Below are 20,632 nucleotides of genomic sequence, written 5' to 3' on the forward strand. Positions count from 1 at the left end.
CGTGGAGGCGGTGCCCATGGTCATGCAGTGGCCGGGGGAGCGGGCCAACCCGTTCTCCAGCTCGGCGAGTTCGCAGTCGCCGATGAGACCGGCGCGCTTGCCCACCCCGCCGACGCGGGCGACCCCGCGGAGGTCGAGGGCCTCGTCCAGGCCGCCACGGAGACCTACGGCCGTCTCGACGGGCTCGTGCTCAACGCCGGGGTCGGGCGCAGTGGAGCGGTCGGCGACATCTCCGACGAGGACTGGGAGGCCGTGATGCGCACCAACCTCACCGGTCCCTTCCTCCTCCTGCGTGCCGCGCTTCCCCACCTCCTCGAGTCGCGCGGCTCGGTCGTCGCGGTCGCCTCGGTCGCCGCACTGCGCAACGGCGTGGCCAACGCGGCGTACGCCACGTCCAAGGCGGCGCTCCTCCAGCTGTGCCGCTCACTCGCCGTGGACTACGGCAAGGCCGGGCTGCGCGCCAACACCGTGTGCCCCAGTTGGGTGCGGACCGAGATGGCCGACCGGCGGATGACCCGGTTCGCCGAGGAGGCCCGGCTGGGGGACGGCGGCGCCGACGCGGCGTACGAGGAAGCGACGCGGCTCGTCCCGGCGGGCCGGCCGGGAGAGCCGGAGGAGGTCGCCGAGGCGATCACCTGGCTGCTCTCGCCCGCCGCGTCGTTCGTCAACGGTGCGACGCTGACCGTCGACGGCGGCGTGACGGCGGTGGACCCCGGTACCTCCGCGTTCGACTTCAGCATCGCACCGCGCGCCTAGGAACCGGGCCTTGGCCCGACCCCCTCAGGGTCAGCCGAAGCGTTCCACGCGGAGCTGGGCGGGTGGGAACGGCGAGAAGGACGTCGTGCCCACCGACCAGTAGCCGCCGTCCGTGCCGGGGATCGGGGCGATGCCCTGGGGCAGATAGGTGGACGGTGTCTCCGGTCCGCGTTCACTGATCCAGGCAGTGCCGTCCCAGCGCAGATAGTGGGCGCGCTTCTGGTCCCAGAAGTCCCAGCCGGCGATCCGGTCGGGCCGCCCTGTGGCGTCCGCCGTGATGCCGCTCAACAGGCCGACGGTGAAAGGGGACGTGACGCTGCTCCACCGGGTGCCGTCCCAGTGCTCCAGCGTGACACCGGGCGGTTTGCCGGGCGGTCCGCCCACTCCGTACGCGAATCCGGTGAGCCAGATGTCGTCGTGCGCGACCGGAAGCAGACCGGTCACCGATGCGCGGATGCCGAGCGTGCGGGGCACCACGGTCCAGGCCCCGTCCCAGCGGGCGATGATGTCGCCGTGCACCCACACCTCGCTGCCGGATGTCACATGGACACCGGTCGGCGTGGGCGCGGCCTCGTCCGGCAGCGGCCTGCACCAGCGCCACGCCGTGCCGTCGCCGCGCATGAGACCGGCGCGGTCACCGTGCCGCCCCGACACCCAGAACCGGCCGCCGGGAGCGGACGCGACATCGGTCAGCCGTGTGCCCGGCTCGCCACGGCCCGGGAAGTCCGCCTCCCGCCAGGTCGTGCCGTCCCACGACAGGAGCTGGTCGTGCCCCGCGGTGTTCGTGCCGATGGCCCAGGCCGGGCCCTCCGGAGCAGCGGCGACCGCACGCAGGCCACCGCGATGGGCCAGGTGGGAGAGGTCGGTCAGTGACCAGGCGGAGCCGTTCCAGCTGAGGGCGAGCGGAGTGCCGATGGTGCTTCCGTTGCGCCCCTGCTCGCCCACGGCCCAGGCGCGTTCGGGGCCCGCGGCGGCGACCGCGAGCAGGTGGGCGGCCTCACGCCCGGCCGGAGCCGCGACCTGCTGCCAGGCCTCGGCGGCGGAGGTTGGCCGGGCGGTGGCAGTGGCAGTGGCGGCGCCGGCTAAGGGCACGGGCAGGGTCAACCCCGCGCCGGTGACGGCCAGTCCACGGACAAAGAGGCGTCTTCGCATGAAAGGAGCCCTTCTTGAGGTCTGTTCGGGGGCAACACCCTGAACCGGGCGCGGTGCGCCGTCAATGCACGGGGATGCGCAATACGCGCCGGGCTCTGCGAAGCTCTCCAGAGGTCCGCGGCGCGACCGCGGAACCGATCACACTTCCCTGAAGGGGGACGCATGAGCGCGGACTCAGCGCCGACGAGGCTCGCCACGCCGGTCAGGGCGCAGGTCGGCCCACAGGTCGGCCCGCAGGTCTGCCCGGTCGGTCCTGTTGTCGACATCGTGTTCAGCCGCTGGACCACGCCGATCCTCTGGACGCTTCATGAGCACGGCCGCAGGCGCTTCGTGGAACTGCAGCGCGCCATCGCAGGCATCACGCCCAAGGTCCTGACCCAGCGGCTGCGGCAACTGGAACGTGACGGCCTCGTGGTGCGCACGTACTACTCCGAGGTGCCGCCGCGTGTGGAGTACGAGATCAGCGAACTCGGGCGCAGCCTGGGGCCGTTGTTCGCCACGCTCGCGGAATGGTCCACGGACAACCTCGTCAGGGTGGAGCGTGCCCGGGCGGATTTCGACGGTGACGACGGGCGTTGACACCGGCGAACACGTCGTAGGTCGACTTCACGGGTAGCGTGGCGCGTCAACTGAGGGGTGGACACGACACATGACATCGAGCACCTTCCGCATCGGCGGTGAGATCGGCGTGCGCCGGATCGGATTCGGGGCGATGCGCCTGGCGACCGAGGCCGGGGCGGCCAGGGAGGCCTCCATCGCGGTGGCCCAAAGGGCCGTCGAGCTGGGCGTCACGCTGATCGACACGGCGTACATGTACGGCTGGGGCGCCAACGAGGAACTCCTGGTCGAAGCGCTGTACCCCTACCCGGACGACCTGCTCGTCGCGACCAAGGTCGCGATCGAGCGGCCGGGGCCGGGCGAAGAGGCCCCGGTCAACGGGCGCCCGGAGTTCCTGCGCGAGCAGGTCGAGCAGGCCCTCCGCCGGCTACGCGTCGAGCGGATCGGGCTGCTCCAGATGCACCGACTCGACCCGAAGGTGCCGCTCGCCGACCAGCTCGGCACGCTCCGGGAGTTCCAACTCGCGGGCAAGATCGGCCACATCGGCCTGTCCGAGGTCACGGTCGACGAACTCGACGAGGCGCGGCAGATCGTCGACGTGGCGAGCGTGCAGAACCGCTACAGCCTGCTCGACCGCGAGCACGAGGCCGTCCTCGACGCCTGTGACGCGGCAGGGATCGCCTTCCTGCCCTGGCGGCCGGTCCACCCGGCGGCCTCGACCGCGACCGCCGAGATCGCGGCCGTCGCGGCCGAACTCGACGCCACCGCGGCGCAGATCGCGCTTGCCTGGCTGCTCGACCGTTCGCCGGTCGTGCTGCCGATCCCGGGCACCGCCTCGCTCGACCACCTGGCGGAGAACGTCGCCGCGGGCGGCCTGCGGCTCAGTGCGGAGCAGCGCGAGCGGCTCGACGGGATCACGGCTCCCACTGCTGGATGAGCCGGGTCAGCGCCTGCGCCGCGGCACTGGCGTAGGCGCTGTCGCGGCGCAGGAGCGCCACCGTGCGGGCGGGCAGAGCCGGGGCGAGCGGGACGGGGTGCAGGTGGGGGTGGTCGCGGGTGAGGGCGTCGGGCAGGACCGTGGCCAGGTCGGTGCGCCGGACGATCTCGGTCAGGGCGTTGATCGAGTTGGCCTCGACCGTGATGCGCGGCTGGACGCGGTGTGCGGTGAGGTAGGCGTCGATGTGGCCGCGGGTGGCGAAGTCGCCGCTCAGCAGGGCCAGTTCGAGTCCGTCCGCCACCTCTCGTACGGGTAGCGCCCGGTCGCGTCCGGTGTGCGGGTGGCGGGGGCCGACGACGAGGCCGAGGGTCTCGGTGAACAGCGCCGTGCCGGCGATGCCCGGCAGGTGGTCCGCGCTGAAGGCGATGCCCAGGTCGAGTTCGTCGGCGAGCAGCGCGGCCTCGATGCCGTCCTGGTTCATCTCGCGGACGTCGAGGCTGATCGCGGGATGGGCGGCGTGGAACCGGGCGATGAGCGGGCCGATGAGGTAGGCGGTGAACGTCGGGGTCATCGCCAGGCGCAGGTGGCCGCGGGTCAGGTCCTGGACGTCGAGGACGGCGCGTTCGGCGGCGGCGAGGTCGCGCAGGGCGCGGCGCGCGTAGGGGACGTAGGCCTCGCCGGCGTCGGTCAGACGCACGCTGCGGCCGGTGCGGTCCAGGAGCTGGACGCCCAGTGACTTCTCCAGCTGTTTGATCTGCTGGGAGAGGGTCGGCTGGGAGATGCGCAGGTCTTCGGCCGCGCGCGTGAAGTTGCCGTGTTCGGAGACGGCGAGCAGATAGCGCAGGTGGCGCAGTTCCAGGGCCATGACCCCAACTATAGATGCCATCGATGGCAGGCATGGCCAATAGAACTTGGACGCTATAGGTCCAGGTCATGCATGGTGGATCTCGTCAGCCCCACAGGGCCGACGCCACCGAAGGGAGTGACCATGCAGGACCTCACCGAGGGCGTCGCGCGTTTCCGGCACGATGTCTTTCCGGCGAAGGCGGACCTCTTCACCCGTCTCGCGGGCAGCCACAAGCCGACGGCGCTCTTCATCGGCTGCTCCGACGCCCGCGTGGTGCCGGAGCTGCTCACGCAGAGCGAGCCGGGTGAGCTGTTCGTCATCCGGACCGCCGGCAATCTCGTGCCCGCGTACTCGCCCGGTGCGGAGGGGGTCGCGGCCGGCGTCGAGTACGCCGTCGCTGTCCTGGGAGTGTCGGACGTCGTCGTCTGCGGGCACTCCGCCTGCGGAGCGATGACCGCCCTCGCCGAACAGCACGACCTGGGCGGCCTGCCGGCCGTCGCCGACTGGCTGCGCCACGCGGACGCGTCCCGTGCCCGTGTCTCCGCCGCCGTCTCCACCGCCGCCTCCGCCTCCGGTGATGCGGGTACGCAACAGCTGGACGCCCTCGTACGAGAGAACGTGCGCGCCCAGCTTGCGAACCTCGCCACCCACCCCTCGGTGGCCCGCGCCCTGCTCAGGGGCGCGCTCACGCTGCACGGCTGGGTCTACGACATTCCCACCGGCACGGTCGAGGAACTCGACCAGGCCGCCCGCGCTGCCTGACCACTACGCAACCACCACGCAACCACCCCGCACCCAGCACGAAACCACGTAAGGAAGTCTTCTCATGCCGCACGCCCAGTTCGACCCCGCCGCACGCCAGGCCCTGGCCGTCACCGCCGTCGATGCGAAGGTGCAGGCGGACCTGTCCTGGCAGCAGATAGCCGACGTGACCGGGTACTCGGTCGCCTTCGTCACCGCCGCGGTCCTCGGCCAGCACGCCCTGCCGGAGCCGGCCGCGCAGGCCGTCGCGGAGCTCCTGGGCCTGGACGCCGACGCGGCGACGCTGCTGCAGACCGTCCCGACGCGCGGCTCCATCCCCGGCGGGATCCCCACCGACCCGACCATCTACCGCTTCTACGAGATGCTCCAGGTCTACGGCACCACGCTCAAGGCCCTGGTCCACGAGGAGTTCGGCGACGGCATCATCAGCGCGATCAACTTCAAGCTGGACGTGAAGAAGATCGCGGACCCCGAGGGCGGTGAGCGCGCCGTCATCACGCTCGACGGCAAGTACCTGCCGACCAAGCCTTTCTGACCCAGTATCAACTGCCGTCTGTCGGGCGGTCGATCCGGTAGAGGTAGTGGGCGCGGTCGTCGATGGGGTTGTCGGGTTCGAGCGACACATCGGCGACGCGCCGCAGGCCCGCCTTCTCCAGGATGCGCCAGGACGCGTGATTGCCCGTGTGTACGGGGACGAGCACCGTGGTGGCATCGGGGTGGTCGGTCCAGGTGGCCCGGACGATCGCCTGGATCATGAGAGTGCCGAGTCCCCGGCCGACCCGCAGGGGATCCCCGATGAGGTAGTCGATGGACATGGCGCCCTGGGGGACCTCCACCTGGCCTGCCAACTCGGCGACGTACTCGGGATAGTCGGCGAAGCGGTAGCGCTGGACCAGGCCGAACGGTTCGTCGTCGAGCAGCACGAGCAGGTCCTCCGATGCCTCCTCGCCGCGGGCCGCCGGGCCGAAGTCGCGCGCCACCGCCTCGGGTGAGGTCTCGTGGTTCCACCAGCGCGCGACGTGCGGCTGCTCCAGCCAGCGCCGCAGCAGGGGGAAGTCCGGTTCGTCGAGTCGACGCCAGCTGATCATCGGGCACCTCCGGGAGGCGGAACACGGGGGAGCGAATGTGGGGGAGCGGAACGGGCGAAGCCGCGTACATTGTCCCGCTCGCCTCCGACTCAACCCCCGTACGTGGCCTCGGACTCGCCGAGCACCGCGGCGAAGTCCGTGGCGAGCGGCGCTGTGTCCGTCACCTCCAACATGGCCGTGGTGATCCGTACGGCGGTGGGCGTGGCGATACGGAAGCGCGATCCCGCGGCCACCCACCACCCCCGCGAGCGCAGCCCGTTGACCACCGCGGACTCGTCCCGCACCGGCACCCACACATTCATCCCGCTCGCCCCGCGCGCCGCGATCCCGCGTCGCGCGAGCTCTCCGATCAGCGCCTCGCGCCGCTCGGTGTAGGCGTGCTCGGCCCGCCCCACCAGTGCCCGCGCCGAGGGGTCGGCCATCGTACGCTCGACCGCCTCCTGCAGTACGTGACTGACCCACCCCGAAGTGAGCAGCATGCGCCCCTCGTGCCGGGCCAGCGTGGTGGTGTCGCACGCGAGCGCGGCCCACCGCAGGTCGACGCTCAGATGCTTGGACACGGTCCGTACCTGCGCCCAGCGCTCAAGCAGCCCGCCGGCGGCCAGCGAGTACGAGGGTGCCCCAGCGACCTCCGCATTGTGATCGTCCTCGACGACCAGCACCTCCGGGAAGCCGCCGAGGACTTCCAGCAGGGCGTCGCGCCGCGCCTCCGAGAAGCAGCCGCCCATCGGATTCTGTCCCCGCGGGCTGCACACCACGGCCCTGACCCCCGCCCGCAGCGCACCGCGCAGCGCCTCCGGCCTGATGCCCTCGTCGTCCACCGCCACCGGCACCATGCGAAGGCCCAACGCCGGTACGAGGTCGAGGAGATGGTGGAACCCCGGGTCCTCCACGGCCACCGCGTCGCCCGGCCTCAGCTCCACGGACAGCAGCCGCGCCATGCAGTCGAGTGCCCCGTGCGCGAACGTCACCCGGGCGTCCGGCACCCCGTCCCGCGCGAACCACTCCCGGGCCAGCTCCTCGAGTCCGGCCCGGCGCGGTGAACCGCGGTGCGAACCGCTGACGGGGTCCACCCGCTCGGGCGGCAGCAGCGCCGGAAGGAAGGCCGGATCCGGATGCCCGCCCGCCAGATCGCGCACCCCCGCGGGCACCTTGGGCGGCCGGCGCGCACCGACCGCCGGTGCCTGCGCCACCACCGTTCCGCCGCGTCCGCGCGTCACCACGATCCCGCGCTGCCGGAGCTCCTTGTAGGCCGTCGCCACCGTCCCCGCGCTGACCCCGAGCTCATCGGCGAGCCTTCGCACCGGAGGCAGCGCGTCGCCCGGCGCCAAACCGCCGTCGGCCACGGCCTGTTCGACCGACGAGGTGATTCCCTTGGCGGTCGCGCCACTGATCGCATATTGTGCTGCCACGTAAACAAGTATGTATCAATACAAATGTGAGAGTCAAGCCGTAAGCCGCGAAGTCACATCGCAAGCCAAGGGGGAGTGGTGAGCCTCAGTCGTAGGCGGGCCGCGCTGTACGCACGCATACCAGGGGGCATCGACGGCCGTCGGATGCTCTGGATCGCACTGATCAACAAGGCGGGCACCGGCCTGTGGATGGGGGCGGCCGCCCTCTACTTCACGCTGGTCACCGGGCTCTCCGTCGCCGAGGTCGGCGTGCTCATGGGCGTCTCGGGGGCCGTCGGCATCGCGGGCGCGCCGCTAGCGGGCCACCTCGCCGACCGCTTTCCCGTCACCCGCGTCATCATCGGCGCCCAACTCCAGCAGGCCATCGCCCTGTTGGCGCTCCTGACGACGGACAGCTTCTCCCTGCTCCTGCTGTACTCGGCCGTCAGCAGCCTCGCCGACCGCGGCGCCAACGTCCTCACCAAGCTGTACGCCGCCCGCGTCGCGGGCCCGGAGCGGACCAAGTACCAAGCCGTGCAGCGCTCCGTCTCCAACGCGGGATGGGCCATCGGCGGTCTGGCCGGTGCGCTCGCCCTCGCCGTCGGCACCACGCACGCCTACCAGGCCCTGCTCGTCGGCAACGTGGTCAGCTTCCTGATCGCCGCGGTCCTCACCGTGCGCTGCGCCGAACCGCCTTCCCCGTCCCGGGTGGTCGCCGACTCCGCCGACTGCCCCGCCTCCGCCGGTTCAACGGCGCCCGTGCGCCCCGCAGTTGCCTCCAGCCCGTGGCGAGACCGTCCCTACCTTCTGTTCACCGCCACCGAGGCGGCGCTCTTCCTCGACGACGCGGTGCTCCAGGTCGGCATGCCCCTGTGGATCGTCCACGCCACCGACGCTCCGCACGGCCTGGCGCCGCTGCTCATGGTCCTCAACTGTGTGCTCGTCGTCTGCTGTCAGATCCCGCTGTCCCGCTTCGGGAGCACGCCGGACAAGGCTCGCGCGCTCCTCGTGCCCCTCGCCGCCTGCTTCGTCGTCGGCTGCGCCGCCATGACGGCCTCGGTGGCGGGCGGCACCTGGCTCGCCGTCACCGCTCTCGCCGTCGCCGCGATCGCGTTCACCTTCGCGGAGATACTGCACGCCATCGCGTCCTGGGAACTCTCCATCGCGCTGGCCCCCGATGACGCCCAGGGCGCCTACCTCGGGGTGCACGGCCTGTCCTCGTCCGCCCAGCGCAGCGGGGGGCCGCTCCTGGTCACCGCCGTGATCGCCGCGGGCCCCTTCGCCTGGCCGCTGCTCGGCGCGGGGGTGATCGCGACGGTCGCGGCGCAGAGTCGTCTCGTACGCAAGAGGCTGCTCCGGCCGGGCGGGCCCGCGCAGGCGCGCGGTGCGCTGAGCAAGCGCGGTCAGCGGGCGTGACCCCGCCTGCGACGGCGTCCGGCCCGCCACGGTCGGGTGGCGGGCCGGACTTGGGGAGGTCGTCAGGCGTCCGGGCCTCAGCGGCCGATACGGATCCTGTGCGCCTGGTCCTGGCCCTCGGGGCCGCTGCCGGACTTGTCCACCACGAACGCCGTACCGCCCGTCACCTGCACGTGGTTGGGGTTGGCGCCGGTGGCCAGGGTCTCGACGACGGTGCCCTTGACGGGGTCGACGACCGTGATGTTGCCGGGGGTCCGGTTGGCGACCAGGACGCTGCCCGAGCGCCGGTCGGTGGCTACGGACAGTGCGCCCGCGCCGGTCGGCACGGACTTGGTGACGGTGCCCTTTTTGAGGTCGACGACCGAGAGGCCGCCGGCGGCCTGGTCGGCGGTGTAGGCGGTGCGGCCGTCCTGGGAGAGCGCGACGGAGATCGGGCCGTCACCGGTGGGGATGAGGCGGGGACTTTCGCTTTTCCGGGTGATCTCGATGATCCGGTCGCCGTTGAGGTCGGCGGCGTAGGCGGCGCCGGTCCGCGCGTTCACGGCGAGGCCGGTCGGGCTCGACCCCTCGACCGTGACGCGCTTCTTCTCCTTGAAGGTGCGGGTGTCGAAGGCGACGACGGTGCCGTCGCCGAAGCTGCTCGCCCACGCCGTGTTGTGCTTGGCGTCCACGACGACCTCACGGGCGTGGTTCACGCCGGGCAGCGAGGCGAGGTGCTTGCCGGTGCGCTGGTCGTAGACGGCGACGGAGTTGTCGCGGGTGTTCGTCGTCCAGACGGTGTTGTGCTCGTCGTCGACGGCGATCCCGTAGACGGCCTCGACGGCGCCCGTCTCCGCGTTGGTGACCGGGGGTGTGTAGCTGGCCTTCACTTTCAGCGTGCTCGGGTCGACCTTCAGCAGGCTGGAGGTGGTGACGGGCGGGCGGCCCACCGCGGAGGTGGCCCACAGCACGTTGTTCCGCTCGGAGTACGCGGACTGGTAGAGCCCCTTCACGAGCGGCGCGGACTCGACGGTCGAGCCGGACGCTTTGCCGTTGGCCTTGCCGGGCTGCGCGGACGCGTTACCGGTCAGGGCCAGCGCACTGCCCGCGGCCAGGGCCACGGCGACTGCGGCGGTACGGCGGATACGGCAGGTGAGTGAGGTCATGCTGCGTCAGTCTCCTTGGCAGAGGCGCCTCCGGAAGAGGCGAGCAGTCAATAACTTAGCTTAGGCTAACCTAAGTAACACACCTGGAACTGTGTGGCGCCCGCCACATCCGCCCCTGCGCTCCCTAAGGGCAAGGCAAAGTCAAACGCCCCTTCCCGTGGGCTAGTTGGGAGGATGCCGCGTCCGGAGAGCCCTCGCGCACCGACCTCCCCTTCAGGCCAGCAACTCCGCGGTGTCCAGGAACGGGCGGCCGAGCTCCTCCGCGCCGAAGTCGAGCGCGTAGAGCCCGGTCGACACCCGCTCGAGGAAGCCCCACTCCCAGATCGCCCGCTGATCCACCCCGGTCCGGTCCGCGAGCAGCGCACAGTACGAGCGGATCAGACCGCCGGCCGCGGCCCTGTCCCCGCCCCTCAACTCCGCGCACCAGTCGCGGAGTACGACCCCCAGGTCGTACGCGGGATCGGCGAGGAACCCGTCGGGATCCACGAAGACGAAGCCCGCGTCGGCCCCGGCCCGCGGTGTGACGACCCGCAGCGCGTTGCCGGGATGGGGGTCGCCGTGCACGACGACGCAGCGCCCGGGATCGAAGGCGGCGGCGCGACGTCCGGCGAACGTCAGCGCCTGGGTCACGACCCGCTCCGAGCAGGGCCTGCCGAGGCTCTCCCAGAGCCGCCCGACCATCTCGCCCAGGCAACGGGCCTTCTCCGCTGCCGGATCGACGGTCAGTTCCGCGCTGCGAGGCACCCGCCAGGCCCTCCGGAGCATGGCGCACAGCGTCTCGATCTGCTGCCGCGGGGCGAGGCCGAGCCGGTCCATCGACGGCCCGAGCGCTTCCTGGAGCATCGCGTGGCGTTCGAGGTCGTGGGCAAGGAGCTGGGCATACCCCCGGCCCTCCGCGAGGCGCAGGGTCCGCACCTGGCTCGCGAAGTCCGGTGCGGGAAGCGAGACTTTGAGCACCGCGTCCCGGCCGTCGCCGGTCCGGGCCCGAGCCACGTAGGAAGTGGTTCCCCCGGACAACGGCTGCCCGACCTCGATGGACCAGTACCGCTCCAGCTCGCCGACGAGGCCGGGCAGTTCGGCAAGCCACCGCTCCCCGAGGGCACCGAGGCTGTGGGCCTTCTGGCGTACGAGGGGCTGGACTTCGACGGCGGGCTCGGTCACGGCGTCGATTATCGCCCTGGTGATCGTTCGGCGGCTGTAGGAGCGCCTACGGCAGTGGGCCGCCGCGGGCGGTGGTCCAAAGGGCGTACCACTCCTCGTGGGTGAGTTCGGGTTCGCGCCGCACCGCGTCCCGGCAGGCGAGGATGCGATCCGGGCGGCTTGTGCCGATGACGGGGGCGATCCGTGCCGGATGCCGCTGGAGCCACCACAGGAGGATCGTCTCCGGGGTCGTGTGCTTGCGGGCGGCGAGGTCGGCGACGAGCCGTGCGGTCGGGGTCTCGCCGCCTCCGGTGAAGCGGCCCCGGGCGAGGGCTCCCCAGGCCTGCAGCTGGATCCCGTTGGCGGTGCAGTACTCGAGCGTCCCGTGCGGGAAGCCGCTGTCGGCCGCGGCCGGTGTGTTCACGAGCACGCCCGACTCGACCCAGTCACGGCTCTCCAGGCTCATCTCCAACTGGTTGGCGACCAGCGGTATGTCGAGATGCGCCCGCAGGTGCGCGATCTGCGCGGCGCTCATGTTCGACACGCCGAACCGGCGCACCAGGCCCTGCTCGTGCAGAGTGGTGAGGGCCTTCGCGATTTCCTCCGGGCCGGTCAGCGGGTCGGGCCGGTGCAGGAGCAGTACGTCGATCACGTCGGTACGCAGCCGGGTGAGGCTCTCCTCGACGCGCTGGACGATGCTCGGCCCCCGCAGGTCGTACAGACCGGGCCGTTCGCCGTCGGCGAGGCGGATGCCGCACTTGGTCTGCAGGACGATGCGCTCGCGCAGTCCGCGCGCCCTGGCGAGCACCTCGCCGAAGACCGCCTCCGACTTGCCGTGCCGGTAGATGTCGGCCAGGTCGAACACCGTGATGCCGGCCTGCGACGCGGCGTCCACGGCGGCCTCGGCCCCGGCGATGTCCTCGGCGGTGTACGGCGCGGTGTCCCAGGTGCCGCCGAGCCCCATGCACCCGTACAGCACCCGGTTGGTGCGCCCGTCGGTCTGCGATTCCATGCCTCTTCCTCCGTGTCGCTCCGTGATGAACCCGGCCATCGTCGCTCAGGTCCGCTGTGACTCGGCGGACAGGGCGAGGAGTTGGTCCCTGGTGATGACATCGGTGCCCGTGGCCGGGACGGTGCAGGCGTAGGCGCCGGCGATCGCGCCGTAGCGGGCGCACCGCAGGGGGGACTCTCCGGCCAGCCGGCCGAAGAGATAGCCCGAGGCGAAGGCGTCACCGGCGCCGTTGGAGTCCACCACCGGTGCGGGGGGCGTGACGGCGGGCACGTGGAAGAGTTCGCCGCCGACGAGGAGGTGGGCGCCCTCGGCTCCCGCCGTCGCGACGACCGCCTGGGCCCGGCCTCGCGCGGCGATCTGCCGCATGGTCTTCTCCGGGTCGGTCAGGGCGGTGGCCGACAGGAAGACGAGGTCGGCCTCGTAGGCGAAGGCCTCGTGGTACGGCTCGGATCCGTCCCAGTTGTGCAGGTCGGTCGAGACGCTGACCCCCGCCGCGCGCAGCGTGGGCAGGGCGAAGGCACAGGGGTGGGTGAGGGAGACATGGGCGTGCCGGCTCACCGAGGCGAGGGCCCCGACCGTCGCCGGGGGCAGCCGGTCCGCGTCCTGCGAGCGGCTGTTGTCGTACAGGGAGAGGCGCCGCCCATCGGGGCCGACGAGGTTCACCGCGCGCTTGGTGCCGCCGCGCTGGAGCACCTCGGTGAAGGGGATGCCCCGCTCGCGGTGCAGGGCGCGCACCAGATCGCCCTCGTGGTCGTCCCCGATCACGTCGATGTGATGCGTACGCAGACCCAGGGCCTGCACCCCCATCGCGACGAAGTCGCCCGTCTGCCCGGCCCGCATGTCGATCGCGGGCACCATGTAGCTGTCGGCGTAGGGGAGCGGCAGCTCGGGGACGTACACGATCGAGTCCACCCCGGCGCCGCCGAGCACCAGGACGTCGATCTCCGTCTCAGTGGGCACGGCCTAGGCGTCGCGGCGTTCGGGGCGGCCGGAGGCGGTCGAGTCGCGGACCACCAGCTCCGGCATGAAGACGAACTCGCTGTGCGGGGCGGGGGTCCCGCCGATCTCCTCCAGGAGAGTGCGGACCGCGGCCTGCCCCATCGCCTGGACCGGCTGGCGGATGGTGGTCAGCGGGGGATCGGTGAACGCGATGAGCGGGGAGTCGTCGTAGCCGACCACCGAGATGTCCCGCGGCACCTCCAAGTCCCGCTCCCGGGCGGCCCGGACGGCGCCGAGCGCCATCATGTCGCTGGCACACACGATCGCGGTGCAGCCCCGGCCGATCAGCGTGCCCGCCGCGGCCTGGCCGCCCTCCAGGGTGTAGAGGGAGTGCTCGATGAGCTGCTCGGAGTCCTTGGGCGACATCCCGAGGCGTTCGCGCATGCCGAGCTGGAAGCCCTCGATCTTGCGCAGCACGGGCACGAAGCGCTTGGGTCCCACCGCGAGCCCGATGCGGGTGTGGCCCAGTGAGGCGAGGTGCGTGACGGCGAGGCGGGCCGCCGCCCGGTCGTCCGTGGACACGAAGGGGGCCTGCACCTTGGGGGAGAAGCCGTTGACGAGGACGAAGGGGACGCCCTTGCCCCGCAGCACTTCGTAGCGCTCCATGTCGGCGGTGGTGTCGGCGTGCAGACCGGAGACGAAGATGATGCCGGAGACGCCGCGGTCCACCAGCATCTCGGTGAGCTCGTCCTCGGTGGAGCCGCCGGGTGTCTGGGTGGCGAGGACCGGCGTGTAGCCCTGGCGGGTCAGGGCCTGGGCGATGACCTGGGCGAGCGCGGGGAAGATCGGGTTGTCGAGCTCGGGCGTGATCAGGCCGATCAGTCCGGCGCTGCTGCGCTGTCGCAGCCGCGTGGGACGTTCGAAGCCGAGCATGTCCAGGGCGGCGAGGACGGATTCGCGGGTGGCCGCCGCCACTCCGGGCTTGCCGTTGAGGACCCGGCTCACGGTGGCTTCGCTCACCCCCGCCTGCGCTGCGATGTCGACGAGCCGTGCGGTCATGCGGGGACTGTACCGGTGATCGGCCGGATTGCCCACCGGTTGTGGAAGCTTGCAGAAAGTGCCGGTTCTGCAAGGAGCTTGCGGGACATCCCGGACGCGGTGAGGGAGCCCAACTGCCACTTCACAGGCCTGTCAAGCGCAGCAAGAGCAACCGTAAGGACACACAGGGGTAACGATCAGCAGAGCTTGCAGAAATTTCTCGCAAGGTCTTTCGGGCGCTTTTCAATCCTGTTACGTTCCCTGGCAACCCGGCGCCGCGTCGAGTGCGGCTCGTAGGAGGCAGCTCTGTTGGGGGTTTCGCCTCCCCTTGTTCCGGGATCAGTTGAAGGAGTTCACATGCGGCGTGGCATAGCGGCCACCGCACTGGTCGCGGCCCTGGCTTTGACAGCGGCAGCGTGCGGTGGCGATGACAGTGACAGCGGTAAGAAGAGTTCGGGCAAGTTGTCCGGAACCGTCACTTTCTGGGACACCTCGAACGATGCGGAGAAGGGGACCTACGAGAAGCTCGCCAAGGGCTTCGAGGACCTCCACCCCGACGTCAAGGTCAACTACGTGAGCGTCGCGTTCGGCGAGGCCAACGCCAAGTTCAAGAACGCCGCGGGCGGCAACTCCGGCGCCCCCGACGTGATGCGCACCGAGGTCGCCTGGGTCGCGGACTTCGCCAACCTGGGCTACCTGGCCCCGCTCGAGGGCACTCCCGCCCTCGACAAGGCGGACGACTACCTCCCGCAGGCCGCCGCCAGCACCAAGTTCAAGGGCAAGACCTACGCCGCCCCGCAGACCATCGACACCCTGGCTCTCTTCTACAACAAGAAGATGCTCAAGGACGCCGGTGTCGAGGCGCCCAAGACCATCGACGAGGTGAAGAGCGCCGCGAAGAAGATCAAGTCGAAGTCCGGCAAGACCGGTCTCTACCTCCGCGGCGACGACCCGTACTACTACCTCCCCTACCTCTACGGCGAGGGCGGCGACCTCCTCGACACCAAGAACAAGAAGGTCACCGTCGACGACCCCCAGGGCGCCGCGGCCTTCAAGGTCATGAAGGACCTGGTCGACTCCAAGGCGGCCACCACCGACGCGAGCGACGGCTACAACAACCAGCTCAACGCCTTCAAGGACGGCGACGTCGCGATGGCGCTCGACGGCCCCTGGTCCATCGAAGGAGCCCTGCAGGGCAAGGAGTTCAAGGGCGACAAGGACAACCTCGGCATCGCCCCGGTCCCCGGCGGCAGCGACCGGCAGGCCTCACCGCAGGGCGGCTGGAACCTCGCGGCCTACGCCGGATCCAAGAACCTCGACGCGAGCTACGAGTTCATCAAGTACATGAGCTCGGCCAAGGTGCAGCAGCAGACCACCGAGAAGCTGAGCCTGCTGCCCACCCGCACCTCGGTGTACGACGTGCAGTCCGTCAAGGACAACCAGATGGTGCAGTTCTTCAAGCCGGCCGTGGACAAGTCCGTGGAGCGGCCGTGGATCCCGCAGGCCAACGCCCTGTTCGAGCCGATCCGGCTGCAGATGGAGAAGGTGCTCAGCGGCAAGACCTCGCCCGAGGACGGGGCGAAGAGTGTCGGCGACGCCTACCGCAAGCTGCTGAAGGACTACAAGTAAATGGCTGTTGACAGCAGCCAGTCACTGGCCAAGGCCGCGGGCGCCCAGGGCGCCCGCGGCCGCGGCCCGCGGACCGGCAAGACCCCCGGACGGCTGCGCAGGTCGCTGTCCACCCACTGGTACGCCTGGGCCATGGTCGCCCCCGTGGTGGCCGTCATCGGCGTGATCATCGGATACCCGCTGGTGCGGGGCCTTTACCTGTCGACGACCGACGCCAACGAGGCGAACGTCGAGCGCACCATCGGCGTCAACCACATCCCGGCGACCTACAAGTCCGTCGGCCTGGACAACTACACCGCGGTTCTCTCCGACGGCATCTTCTGGGACCGTCTGACCTGGACGATCATCTGGACCGTCTCCTGCGTCGCGATCTCCTTCACGCTCGGCCTGGTCCTGGCGAACATGCTCAACCGCAAGCTGGCGGGGCGCTCCCTCTACCGGATGGCGCTGATCCTGCCGTGGGCGGTGCCGGCCTTCGTCTCCGTCTTCACCTGGCGTCTGCTCTTCAACGAGAAGAACGGCATCCTCAACAAGATCCTCGCCGGTGGCGGCATCGACGCGATCCCGTGGCTCAACGACCCCACCTGGGCCAAGCTCTCGGTGATCACGGTCAACGTCTGGCTCGGCGTCCCGTTCATGCTGGTCGCCATGCTCGGCGGACTCCAGTCCATCCCCGGCGAGCTCTACGAAGCCGCGGAGATGGACGGCGCGAACGCCTGGCAGCGCTTCCGGCACATCACCCTGCCGGGCCTGCGGACCGTCAGCAGCACCGTGATCCTGATCAGCGGCATCTGGACCTTCAACATGTTCCCGGTGATCTTCCTGCTCACCCGGGGCGGTCCGGGAGACGCCACGGAGATCCTGGTGACGTACGCCTACCGGCTCTCGTTCGTCGTGAGCCCGCGCGACTTCGCGGGATCCGCCGCCTGGGGCGTCATCATTCTGCTGCTCCTTTCGCTCTTCGCGGTCGTCTACCGCCGCGCGCTCCGCAAGCAGGGAGAAGTGTGGTGACCACCGTGACCAACCCCGAGACCCAGGCCAAGGCCCCGTCCTCGAGCCGGCCCAAGAAGGTGAGGGAGCGCGGCGAACGCGGGCCGCTGGCCTCGGTCGCGCTCCACGTGGGCCTGCTCGTCGCGTCCGCCACCGCGGTCCTTCCGCCCCTGTGGCTGCTCATCACCTCGTTCAAGCCGACGAGCGAGGCGTTCTCCACCGACCTGGTCAAGGACTTCACGTTCCGCAATTACGACCACGTCGTCAACGACACCGAGTTCCTGAGCTGGCTCGGCAACTCCCTGTTCGTCGTCGGCCTGACCACGGTGATCGGCGTCTTCATCTCGGCGACCACCGGCTATGCGGTCAGCCGCTTCAAGTTCCCCGGCATGCGGCCGCTGATGTGGCTCCTGCTGATCACCCAGATGTTCCCCGTCGCGGTGCTCATCGTGCCGCTCTACAACCTCCTCGCCAGCCTGGGCCTGCTCAACCAGCCCGTCGGCCTGGTCGTCACCTATCTGACGATCGCCGTGCCGTTCTGCGCCTGGATGATGAAGGGGTACTTCGACACCATCCCGGTGGAGATCGACGAAGCCGGGCGCGTGGACGGGCTCAACCCGTTCGGCACCTTCTGGCGGCTCATCGTGCCGCTTGCCAAGCCCGGTCTCGCCGTCACCGGCTTCTACAGCTTCATCACCGGCTGGGCCGAAGTCGCGTACGCCTCCGCCTTCATGACCGGCGAGGAGAACCTCACCCTGGCGGGCGGCCTGCAGACCTTCGTCAATCAGTACACCAGCGACTGGGGCTCGCTGACGGCCTCGGCCGTGATCGTCGCGGTGCCCGCGGCGGTGATCTTCGGCTTCGTCCAGCGCCACCTCGTCTCCGGTCTCACGGCCGGCGCGACGAAGTCCTGACACGGAGTCCTGACACGAAGCGCCGAAACGTCACGCACCCCCCTCGCACTCGACCTCTCGATCTCAGGGAAGACATGACCCAGCATCTCGCTGCCCCTGCAGCCCCCGCCTCCGGCACCCACACGGACTGGTGGCGTGGCGCGGTGATCTACCAGGTCTATCCGCGCAGCTTCGCCGACGGCAACGGTGACGGAATGGGCGACCTGGACGGCATCCGTGCCCGCCTGCCCTACCTCAGGGACCTGGGCGTCGACGCCGTCTGGCTCAGCCCCTTCTACTCTTCACCGCAGGCCGACGCCGGGTACGACGTCGCCGACTACCGCGCGATCGACCCGATGTTCGGCAGTCTGCTCGACGCCGACGCCCTGCTGCGGGACGCCCACGACCTGGGCCTGCGCATCATCGTCGACCTGGTGCCCAACCACTCGTCCGACCGGCATGACTGGTTCCGGCGTGCCCTGCGCGAGGGCCCTGGCTCGCCCCTGCGCGAGCGCTACCACTTCCGTCCCGGCAAGGGCGAGAACGGTGAACTCCCGCCCAACGACTGGGAGTCCGTCTTCGGCGGCCCTGCCTGGACGCGGACGCCGGACGGCGAGTGGTACCTCCACCTCTTTGCCCCCGAGCAGCCCGACTTCAACTGGGAACACCCCGCCGTTCACGACGAGTTCCGCTCCATACTGCGCTTCTGGCTCGACATGGGCGTCGACGGCTTCCGCGTCGACGTGGCCCACGGCCTCGTCAAGGCCGAAGGCCTGCCGGACATCGGCCGCAGCGACCAGCTCAAGCTGCTCGGCAACGACGTCATGCCGTTCTTCGACCAGGACGGCGTGCACGAGATTTACCGCAGCTGGCGCAAGGTCCTCACCGAGTACGCGGGCGAGCGCATCCTGGTCGCTGAAGCGTGGACCCCGACCGTCGAGCGCGCGGCTGCCTACGTCCGTCCGGACGAGATGCACCAGGCCTTCAACTTCCAGTACCTGGGCACCCATTGGGACGCGGCAGAGCTGCGCGAGGTCATCGACGTGTCGCTGGCCGCGATGCGACCCGTCGGCGCCCCGGCCACCTGGGTGCTGTCCAACCACGACGTCACCCGCCACGCCACGCGGTTCGCCAACCCGCCCGGGCTCGGCACCCAGTTGCGCACCGCGGGCGACCGCGCGCTCGGCCTGCGGCGCGCCCGCGCCGCGTCGCTCCTGATGCTGGCGCTGCCCGGCTCGGCGTACGTCTACCAGGGCGAGGAGCTTGGCCTGCCGGACGTCACCGAGCTGCCCGACGAGGTGCGGCAGGACCCGTCGTTCGTCCGCGCGAGCGGACAGGACGGCTTCCGTGACGGCTGCCGGGTGCCGATCCCGTGGACCACCGAAGGATCCAGTTACGGGTTCGGCGCGGGCGGCAGCTGGCTGCCGCAGCCCGACGGCTGGGGCGAGCTCAGCGTCCAGGCGCAGACCGGCGATCCCGCGTCGACCCTGGAGCTGTACCGCCGCGCCCTCGCCGTACGCCGGGAGCAGCCGGGGCTCGGCGCGGGCGACTCGCTGGAGTGGCTCGAGGCCCCCGAGGGGGTCCTGGCCTTCCGCCGCGAGGGCTTCGTGTGCACGGCGAACACCACCGGCTCGGCGGTGCGGATCCCGGCCCCCGGCCGGATGCTGCTGGCCAACGCCGAGGTGGAGACGGCGGACGGCAAGGTCGAACTGCCCGCCGACACCACCGTCTGGTGGGCGGTGTGACCCTTTCCCTGCCGCGGGACGCCGACCGGGGAGACCGGGGAGACCGGGGAGACCGGGGAGACCGGAGCGTTCCGCGGCTCGCGGACATCGCGGCCCAGTCCGGCGTCAGCGAGGCCACCGCGAGCCGGGTGCTCAACGGCAAGCCGGGGGTGGCCGCCGGCACCCGGCGCCGGGTGCTCGCCGCCCTGGACGTCCTTGGCTATGAGCGGCCGATGCGGCTCAAGCGGCACAGCGCGGGCCTGGTCGGGCTTGTCATACCCGAGCTCAGCAACCCGATCTTCCCCGCCTTCGCGCAGGTCGTCGAGCAGGTCCTGTCCGGGCACGGCTACACGCCGATGCTGTGCACCCAGATGCCGGACGGGGCCAGCGAGGACGAGCTGGTCGAGCAGCTGGAGGAGCGCAGGGTCAGCGGCATCGTCTTCCTGTCCGGACTGCACGCCGACACCACGGCCGACCCCACCCGGTACCTCGAACTGCACGCCCGCGGTGTGCCGTTCGTCCTGATCAACGGCTACAACGAGCACATCCCGGTGTCCTTCGTCTCGCCCGACGACCGCGCGGCCGCGCGGATGGCGGTGCGCCACCTCGTCGACCTGGGCCACGAGCGGATCGGTCTGGCCATCGGCCCGACCCGCTACGTCCCCTCGCTGCGCAAGGCGGAGGGGTTCACGGCGGCGCTGCACGCGCTGCTCGGCCTGGAACAGGGGGAGGCCGAACAGCTCGTGCAGCGCACGCTGTTCACGGTGGAGGGCGGGCACGCGGCGGCCAGCGCCCTGCTCGACCAGGGGTGCACGGCGATGGTCTGCGGCAGCGACATGATGGCGCTCGGCGCCGTCAGGGCGGTGCGCGAGCGCGGCCTTTCGGTACCCGGCGACGTCTCCGTGGTCGGCTTCGACGACTCGCCCCTGATCGCCTTCACGGACCCGCCGCTGACCACGGTGCGCCAGCCGGTACAGGCGATGGCGAGCGCGGCGGTGGGCGCCCTGATCGAGGAGCTGCACGGAAACCCGGTGCAGCACACGGAGTTCGTCTTCCAGCCCGAGCTGGTGGTGCGCGGCTCCACGGCGCAGCGGCGTCGCTGAGAGGGAGGCGCCCGGCGCCGGCCCGGTCGGGGCAGCGGGGTCGTGATGTGGCTCCGGGGCCTCCCGGCCTCATGCCCCCGATCCGAACGGCCGGGCGCGTGGGGCCCGTTGC

General features: G+C 70.9%; 20 protein-coding genes. 11 read left to right on the forward strand and 9 right to left on the reverse strand.

From position 1 onward, the window contains the following. Positions 1 to 27 precede the first annotated feature (27 nt). Positions 28 to 756, forward strand: coding sequence for an SDR family NAD(P)-dependent oxidoreductase (locus tag ABD378_RS06630; RefSeq protein ID WP_425583820.1), 729 nt, complete (start codon positions 28 to 30; stop codon positions 754 to 756). Between the two features lie 30 nt (positions 757 to 786). Here the strand turns inward: ABD378_RS06630 and ABD378_RS06635 are convergent, their stop codons facing one another. Next, positions 787 to 1,908 (reverse strand): hypothetical protein, encoded by a 1,122-nt coding sequence (locus tag ABD378_RS06635; protein ID WP_344519488.1) that lies wholly within the window; start codon positions 1,906 to 1,908, stop codon positions 787 to 789. Between the two features lie 162 nt (positions 1,909 to 2,070). Between ABD378_RS06635 and ABD378_RS06640 the strand changes: the two genes are divergently transcribed. Both ABD378_RS06640 and ABD378_RS06645 read left to right on the forward strand, forming a co-directional pair. Further along, positions 2,071 to 2,487, forward strand: coding sequence for a winged helix-turn-helix transcriptional regulator (locus ABD378_RS06640; RefSeq protein ID WP_344519489.1), 417 nt, complete (start codon positions 2,071 to 2,073; stop codon positions 2,485 to 2,487). Between the two features lie 70 nt (positions 2,488 to 2,557). Further along, entirely contained in the window at positions 2,558 to 3,403 is an 846-nt protein-coding gene (locus ABD378_RS06645) for an aldo/keto reductase (protein WP_344519490.1), read from the forward strand. Here ABD378_RS06645 and cynR read toward each other — a convergent pair. Continuing rightward, complete coding sequence (gene cynR, locus ABD378_RS06650; RefSeq protein WP_344519491.1) at positions 3,381 to 4,268, reverse strand: transcriptional regulator CynR; 888 nt, start codon at positions 4,266 to 4,268, stop codon at positions 3,381 to 3,383. The two genes, ABD378_RS06645 and cynR, sit on opposite strands and share 23 nt — an antisense overlap. A 123-nt stretch (positions 4,269 to 4,391) precedes the next feature. Here cynR and ABD378_RS06655 point away from each other — a divergent pair, with 123 nt between their 5' ends. Together ABD378_RS06655 and cynS are read left to right on the forward strand one after the other, a co-directional pair. Further along, the gene (locus ABD378_RS06655; protein ID WP_344519493.1) at positions 4,392 to 5,012 is read left to right on the forward strand and encodes a carbonic anhydrase; all 621 of its coding nucleotides are present in this window, start codon (positions 4,392 to 4,394) and stop codon (positions 5,010 to 5,012) included. A 64-nt stretch (positions 5,013 to 5,076) separates the two neighbouring features. Continuing rightward, a complete protein-coding gene (cynS, locus tag ABD378_RS06660; protein ID WP_344519494.1) occupies positions 5,077 to 5,547 on the forward strand; it encodes a cyanase in 471 nt (156 codons plus the stop codon). Between the two features lie 7 nt (positions 5,548 to 5,554). Here the strand turns inward: cynS and ABD378_RS06665 are convergent, their stop codons facing one another. Beyond that, positions 5,555 to 6,100, reverse strand: coding sequence for a GNAT family N-acetyltransferase (locus tag ABD378_RS06665; protein ID WP_344519495.1), 546 nt, complete (start codon positions 6,098 to 6,100; stop codon positions 5,555 to 5,557). An 89-nt stretch (positions 6,101 to 6,189) separates the two neighbouring features. After that, complete coding sequence (locus ABD378_RS06670; RefSeq protein WP_344519496.1) at positions 6,190 to 7,512, reverse strand: aminotransferase class I/II-fold pyridoxal phosphate-dependent enzyme; 1,323 nt, start codon at positions 7,510 to 7,512, stop codon at positions 6,190 to 6,192. A 78-nt stretch (positions 7,513 to 7,590) separates the two neighbouring features. Between ABD378_RS06670 and ABD378_RS06675 the strand changes: the two genes are divergently transcribed. Beyond that, on the forward strand, positions 7,591 to 8,907 hold the full coding sequence (locus tag ABD378_RS06675) for an MFS transporter (RefSeq protein ID WP_344519497.1): 1,317 nt from the start codon (positions 7,591 to 7,593) through the stop codon (positions 8,905 to 8,907). 77 nt (positions 8,908 to 8,984) lie between these two features. Here the strand turns inward: ABD378_RS06675 and ABD378_RS06680 are convergent, their stop codons facing one another. The 5 genes from ABD378_RS06680 to ABD378_RS06700 form a co-directional block, all read right to left on the reverse strand. Continuing rightward, positions 8,985 to 10,052: a YncE family protein gene (locus ABD378_RS06680; protein ID WP_344519498.1), complete on the reverse strand. Its 1,068-nt coding sequence runs from the start codon at positions 10,050 to 10,052 to the stop codon at positions 8,985 to 8,987. A gap of 213 nt (positions 10,053 to 10,265) precedes the next feature. After that, a complete protein-coding gene (locus tag ABD378_RS06685; protein ID WP_344519499.1) occupies positions 10,266 to 11,213 on the reverse strand; it encodes an aminoglycoside phosphotransferase family protein in 948 nt (315 codons plus the stop codon). A 46-nt stretch (positions 11,214 to 11,259) separates the two neighbouring features. Further along, positions 11,260 to 12,204, reverse strand: a complete 945-nt coding sequence (locus ABD378_RS06690) for an aldo/keto reductase (protein ID WP_344519500.1) — start codon at positions 12,202 to 12,204, stop codon at positions 11,260 to 11,262. 45 nt (positions 12,205 to 12,249) lie between these two features. Continuing rightward, complete coding sequence (locus ABD378_RS06695; protein ID WP_344519501.1) at positions 12,250 to 13,164, reverse strand: adenosine kinase; 915 nt, start codon at positions 13,162 to 13,164, stop codon at positions 12,250 to 12,252. Positions 13,165 to 13,167: 3 nt separating this feature from the next. Then, positions 13,168 to 14,202 carry a LacI family DNA-binding transcriptional regulator gene (locus ABD378_RS06700; RefSeq protein WP_344519502.1) on the reverse strand — a complete coding sequence of 345 codons (1,035 nt, stop codon included), beginning with the start codon at positions 14,200 to 14,202 and terminating at the stop codon, positions 13,168 to 13,170. 336 nt (positions 14,203 to 14,538) lie between these two features. Between ABD378_RS06700 and ABD378_RS06705 the strand changes: the two genes are divergently transcribed. The 5 genes from ABD378_RS06705 to ABD378_RS06725 all read left to right on the forward strand — a co-directional run bounded on the left by ABD378_RS06705 (position 14,539) and on the right by ABD378_RS06725 (position 20,520). After that, positions 14,539 to 15,810 carry an extracellular solute-binding protein gene (locus ABD378_RS06705; protein WP_344519503.1) on the forward strand — a complete coding sequence of 424 codons (1,272 nt, stop codon included), beginning with the start codon at positions 14,539 to 14,541 and terminating at the stop codon, positions 15,808 to 15,810. Beyond that, entirely contained in the window at positions 15,811 to 16,821 is a 1,011-nt protein-coding gene (locus ABD378_RS06710; RefSeq protein ID WP_344519504.1) for a carbohydrate ABC transporter permease, read from the forward strand. Further along, a complete protein-coding gene (locus ABD378_RS06715; RefSeq protein WP_386542906.1) occupies positions 16,818 to 17,714 on the forward strand; it encodes a sugar ABC transporter permease in 897 nt (298 codons plus the stop codon). The genes ABD378_RS06710 and ABD378_RS06715 overlap by 4 nt, the downstream gene beginning before the upstream one ends. Before the next feature lie 74 nt (positions 17,715 to 17,788). Then, positions 17,789 to 19,438 (forward strand): glycoside hydrolase family 13 protein, encoded by a 1,650-nt coding sequence (locus ABD378_RS06720; RefSeq protein WP_344519505.1) that lies wholly within the window; start codon positions 17,789 to 17,791, stop codon positions 19,436 to 19,438. Further along, positions 19,426 to 20,520 (forward strand): LacI family DNA-binding transcriptional regulator, encoded by a 1,095-nt coding sequence (locus tag ABD378_RS06725; RefSeq protein ID WP_386542905.1) that lies wholly within the window; start codon positions 19,426 to 19,428, stop codon positions 20,518 to 20,520. Before ABD378_RS06720 ends, ABD378_RS06725 begins: the two co-directional genes overlap by 13 nt. Positions 20,521 to 20,632 lie beyond the last annotated feature (112 nt).

Source organism: Streptomyces rectiviolaceus (assembly GCF_039533825.1).
GTDB lineage: Bacteria > Actinomycetota > Actinomycetes > Streptomycetales > Streptomycetaceae > Streptomyces > Streptomyces rectiviolaceus.

Bases quoted from the DNA above. Each gene is read 5' to 3' on its own strand.
- ABD378_RS06635 (WP_344519488.1), bottom strand. From the start codon at position 1,908: ATGCGAAGACGCCTCTTTGTCCGTGGACTGGCCGTCACCGGCGCGGGG.
- ABD378_RS06640 (WP_344519489.1), top strand. From the start codon at position 2,071: ATGAGCGCGGACTCAGCGCCGACGAGGCTCGCCACGCCGGTCAGGGCG.
- ABD378_RS06655 (WP_344519493.1), top strand. From the start codon at position 4,392: ATGCAGGACCTCACCGAGGGCGTCGCGCGTTTCCGGCACGATGTCTTT.
- ABD378_RS06645 (WP_344519490.1), top strand. From the start codon at position 2,558: ATGACATCGAGCACCTTCCGCATCGGCGGTGAGATCGGCGTGCGCCGG.
- cynS (WP_344519494.1), top strand. From the start codon at position 5,077: ATGCCGCACGCCCAGTTCGACCCCGCCGCACGCCAGGCCCTGGCCGTC.
- ABD378_RS06705 (WP_344519503.1), top strand. From the start codon at position 14,539: ATGCGGCGTGGCATAGCGGCCACCGCACTGGTCGCGGCCCTGGCTTTG.
- ABD378_RS06720 (WP_344519505.1), top strand. From the start codon at position 17,789: ATGACCCAGCATCTCGCTGCCCCTGCAGCCCCCGCCTCCGGCACCCAC.
- ABD378_RS06700 (WP_344519502.1), bottom strand. From the start codon at position 14,202: ATGACCGCACGGCTCGTCGACATCGCAGCGCAGGCGGGGGTGAGCGAA.
- ABD378_RS06665 (WP_344519495.1), bottom strand. From the start codon at position 6,100: ATGATCAGCTGGCGTCGACTCGACGAACCGGACTTCCCCCTGCTGCGG.
- ABD378_RS06680 (WP_344519498.1), bottom strand. From the start codon at position 10,052: ATGACCTCACTCACCTGCCGTATCCGCCGTACCGCCGCAGTCGCCGTG.
- cynR (WP_344519491.1), bottom strand. From the start codon at position 4,268: ATGGCCCTGGAACTGCGCCACCTGCGCTATCTGCTCGCCGTCTCCGAA.
- ABD378_RS06690 (WP_344519500.1), bottom strand. From the start codon at position 12,204: ATGGAATCGCAGACCGACGGGCGCACCAACCGGGTGCTGTACGGGTGC.
- ABD378_RS06710 (WP_344519504.1), top strand. From the start codon at position 15,811: ATGGCTGTTGACAGCAGCCAGTCACTGGCCAAGGCCGCGGGCGCCCAG.